This is a genomic window from Shewanella algidipiscicola (assembly GCF_003605125.1).
GTDB lineage: Bacteria > Pseudomonadota > Gammaproteobacteria > Enterobacterales > Shewanellaceae > Shewanella > Shewanella algidipiscicola.
In genome coordinates, this window is record NZ_QPQT01000026.1 from 1 (window position 1) to 3,848 (window position 3,848).

Here is a 3,848-nt window from a genome sequence, read left to right on the forward strand (position 1 = left end):
CATATCGATATCGAGACGGCTAATAACTGGTCAGATAGGCAAGTGGTTGAACAGTGGCATAAGTTGTTTACTGGTAATGACCTAACTCAACGCTTTGCCAAAGGTGAGCTAATTGAAGTTCATTACGTTAGCCAGTTAAAATACCTTATTGCCACATATCGTTCAAGGCTCAGTGATATCAGTTGGTTTATGCGCTGCCTCAATGAGCCCATCGCTAGGCAAGCCAACATGGAGGATAACTGCACTGGGCATTTTTGGGAGGGTCGCTTTAAAAGCCAGGCCTTACTTGATGAAGCGGCACTGTTAGCTTGTATGGCGTATGTTGAGTTAAACCCTGTTAGAGCCAAGATGGCCAGTACTCCAGAGCACAGTGACTACACCAGTATCCAATTACGTGTTAATGCTGCACTGAAAGGTGAGCAACCTAAGCATCTTTTGGCGTTTATTGGCAATGAGCGAGCACAACAACCGAAAGGCATAGCGTTCAGCTTTAAAGATTACCTTGAGTTGGTGGATGAAACCGGAAGAGTTATCCGAGAAGATAAACGAGGCGCTATGTCTAAAAGTGCTAAAAATATCTTACAAAGGCTTAATCTCCCCGCCGAAAACTGGCTAAAATTAACGACTGATTTTGGCAAACTTTTAGAGGGCCCGTTGGTTCATTGCAAGAGCTTGATGACTATTATACTCACCTAGAAAAACGACGAAGGCACTTTGCAAGCAGTTGTCAGCATCTTCAGTTCAGCTAGTATTTAGCCGCTTCCCACTTCTGTACTAGGCCTGTCAGTCAGGTCAATTTGTGATGCCTTAAATTCTGCCTTTTTGTCTTCTTCTCATCAATTCAAACTTATCTGATGCTCCCCAGTTGCCATTTTGACGAGTTTTCTCATTTATGATGCCTATCATGGGCAGCATAGGAGTAATCTGCAAATAATGGTGCTATGTTATTGATTAACTATGGGTGGCTTACTTTTTTCAGCTATAAAACTCGCATCTTCAACATATAGCGATTTTTGTTCATTAGTAGGTCCTAATTGGGGAGATCTATCTAAACTGGCTGAAAGGCATCCTTACTACGTTAACGCCGAAGAGTCAGTTGATGAGAAAGTCAAAAGAAGAGCTGCTTTTTGCACGCTAATGAGTTTGGCTCGCTCGGATTTGAAAGGTTTAGCCAATGCCGATAAATGGTCTTCCATGAAAGACCGACTAGAAGTTGTATTGCGATTACTAGAAGAATCTGGGTGTTTTATTTTAAGGAAGGGGGCGATTGAATCATATTATCAAGCTTCTGATATTTATACGTCAGAAGGAAAGCCCACTGCTGCCGTCGATGAAATTGAGCACTTAGATCAGAGTTCAATCACAGAAATTAGAGAAAACCTAGGTGATGTAGTCCGCTGTATTGAGCATGCATCTGACGGAAAGCGGATTGATGAGGCTGAATCATTAAGGGATATACTTCTGTCCATTGCAGCACCAGCTACTGCCAGATTAAGCGCAAGTGAAAAGACAACTACCCAAGATATCAATATTTTGGCTAAAACTATTCTTGGGGAGCGCGCCAATATATTTAAATGTTCTGTTGATGGTGGAAAGTTAACTATAGACATAGAAAGCAAAATTCTTAATGTTAAAGGCTTTCCTGTGACAATAGATAAAAACGGTGACGTAGTTAAAATCATTGAGCGTGTCTTGCGTAGCAATGCATAACAAGTTGCTGTACACGGAAAAATTACTCGCTTCGCTCCCAATTTTCCGGTGAGCAAAGCGTTATGTTTTGGGTGATCTTTCGAAGAGTATTCTAGACTTTAAGTTTATTTCTCTAGCTAGGATACCTCTATGAAACTAGAAAATTTAATACAAGAAATTGCAGGGTTTGTTAGTAACTCTCGAGGTAAAAATAAAGCGAGTGTTAACTTGGAGCTTTATAATGGACGTATAAAATTACGTGCGCATCCAATTAGTTTTAAACGCAAAAATGATAATGTCGCTATAGAAGACTGTAAAATCATAGACATTAATTTACATCCCAACGGGAAATTGGTCACTGAAGAGGTTGACTTGACCGAAAATAGTGATACTCAAGTGGCTGAACTATTAATTCAGTCACTTCAAAAAATGTTGTCAGTTCAAACATAACAAATAAGGATAGGCCGCGCGCAGCCGCGTCCTTATCCCGAGTGTTGAACAAGCCCTAGCTTACTGGAAGTGATACCTTTATATAGTAAATAGCGGCGCGAGAGTTCACGCTGGTTTAGATCGGGATCTTGAATTACACTTTTGGCTAGCCGTAACTATCCCTTAGCAACGCTAGCTAATTAATTAACTTCACTATATCAGTGCCTTAATCACCTCCTTTAAGTCCATCTCTTTCGGTCTATTAAGTCTGTATTCTTGAACTTACCCGCTTAAACAGCGGCGTTAGGCAGTGTTGCTTAGCGGTGTTTTTAAGCTTGTCGGTCGCGCATGCTTATTCTCATGTACTCCCATAAATGTCATTGGCTGTTGGCAGCAGGGACAAGGCCGTATTGCTGCGGTGTGCTTTGTATCCTCTACTATAGGAAATACCGCACCAGCGACAGCGAGCAGCAGCTGTATCTGTTGCCTCAGTTTGCAGAAGTTCCCGCTAAGTAATCCATAATCTCGTACCCGCCGTAACCCTTTGGGCAAAACATGCTGAAGCACTAACCATAGGAACTCTATCGCGGGTAAGGTACGCACTTTATTGGTTTGAGTTTGGCTGTCTAGATACTCGAAGCTGACGCGCCCATCGATATTACTGATGATATTTTTATCAGGCAATACACCGCGATAGAGGTATCTTGATAAGTACTTCAGTGCAGGTAAGCCTTTGCCAACATGCTGGCAATCTACCACCCACTTCTTTGGGGTAGCTGCTGGCAGTGTGATATCTAGCTTATTTGTCAGGTATTCCAGCAACCTTGCTCGCCACACTGTGGCGAGATTAAAGGCGTTGAACTGATATTTACCTCTGCTTTTTTGCCACTGCTTTTTGTCTTTGTTGAAGCTTCCAGCAGGAATGATGAAGTGAAGATGCGGATGGTAGTCTCGGCGTCTGCTGTGGGTATGCAGTACTCCCGTGAAACCTATCTCTCCGCCAAGTGATTTTGAGTTGTGTGCAAAGTCTTTAAGTACACTGGCCGCAACTGAAAACATAGCTTGATAGAGCAACTCAGATTGATGTTTTGCAATGATTCGAAGCTCAAAAGGTAAAGTGAACGTCACCATGTAATACTCAACGGGCAATAACTTAGTCTGTTGTTTAGCTAGCCAATCTGCCGTGGTGTTGTGCTGGCATTGAGGGCAGCTCCGGTGACCACGTGAGAGTGGATAATCAGTGGTATGAGTACAACTCTGACATGCCCAATGACTCGTGCGTTCAGTATTGGTGCGGCAGCTGAGCATCGAATAAATGGCTTGTCGCATCGCGGTTGTTATCTGTTGCTCGTATGTCTGATTAAACGCATCAAGATGAGCATGTAAAATATCGACGAACTTCATACGCCACACTCCCATTTCAGCGCTAAACCATCCGTCAGCAGGTTAATTGCTTCGACCGTGTTCTTGCGAGTGATCTGGGTAAGTCGTGTATAGCGTGCAGTAGTATTTAGGCTGTTATGGCCGAGCAGACTTTGAACAGAGCGCAGATCTAATCCTTGTTCTAGCAAGTGAGTGGCATAGCTGTGGCGTAGATTATGCGAGCTGATGGATTTATGAATATTGCACTCAGTAATCACTTTTTTTAGTGCTTTCTGGATGCCGCCTTTGTCCAAAACCGAGTTAGCTTTTTAACTAGCTACTCGCACGAAATGAAGCAAAATCGAAGA

The 3,848-nt window shown here is 42.8% G+C and carries 4 protein-coding genes and 1 pseudogene; 3 read left to right on the forward strand and 2 right to left on the reverse strand.

The features are described from left to right. The 3 genes and pseudogenes from DVO77_RS18815 to DVO77_RS18825 all read left to right on the forward strand — a co-directional run. Nucleotides 1-749 (forward strand): annotated as a pseudogene (locus tag DVO77_RS18815) (transposase); the annotation flags it as partial. Between the two features lie 208 nt (nt 750-957). Next, nucleotides 958-1,710, forward strand: a complete 753-nt coding sequence (locus DVO77_RS18820; RefSeq protein ID WP_119979400.1) for a hypothetical protein — start codon at nt 958-960, stop codon at nt 1,708-1,710. Nucleotides 1,711-1,839: 129 nt separating this feature from the next. Continuing rightward, nucleotides 1,840-2,139: a hypothetical protein gene (locus DVO77_RS18825; protein WP_119979401.1), complete on the forward strand. Its 300-nt coding sequence runs from the start codon at nt 1,840-1,842 to the stop codon at nt 2,137-2,139. 282 nt (nt 2,140-2,421) lie between these two features. Here the strand turns inward: DVO77_RS18825 and DVO77_RS18830 are convergent, their stop codons facing one another. Beyond that, nucleotides 2,422-3,522, reverse strand: a complete 1,101-nt coding sequence (locus DVO77_RS18830) for an IS91 family transposase (protein ID WP_119979403.1) — start codon at nt 3,520-3,522, stop codon at nt 2,422-2,424. Further along, the gene (locus tag DVO77_RS18835) at nt 3,519-3,794 is read right to left on the reverse strand and encodes a tyrosine-type recombinase/integrase (RefSeq protein WP_282958256.1); all 276 of its coding nucleotides are present in this window, start codon (nt 3,792-3,794) and stop codon (nt 3,519-3,521) included. The genes DVO77_RS18830 and DVO77_RS18835 overlap by 4 nt, the downstream gene beginning before the upstream one ends. Between the last annotated feature and the right edge of the window lie 54 nt (nt 3,795-3,848).

What these genes read in the sequence shown, in the direction of transcription:
- DVO77_RS18820 (WP_119979400.1), top strand. Translation starts at nt 958, where the DNA reads ATGGGTGGCTTACTTTTTTCAGCTATAAAACTCGCATCTTCAACATAT.
- DVO77_RS18825 (WP_119979401.1), top strand. Translation starts at nt 1,840, where the DNA reads ATGAAACTAGAAAATTTAATACAAGAAATTGCAGGGTTTGTTAGTAAC.
- DVO77_RS18830 (WP_119979403.1), bottom strand. Translation starts at nt 3,522, where the DNA reads ATGAAGTTCGTCGATATTTTACATGCTCATCTTGATGCGTTTAATCAG.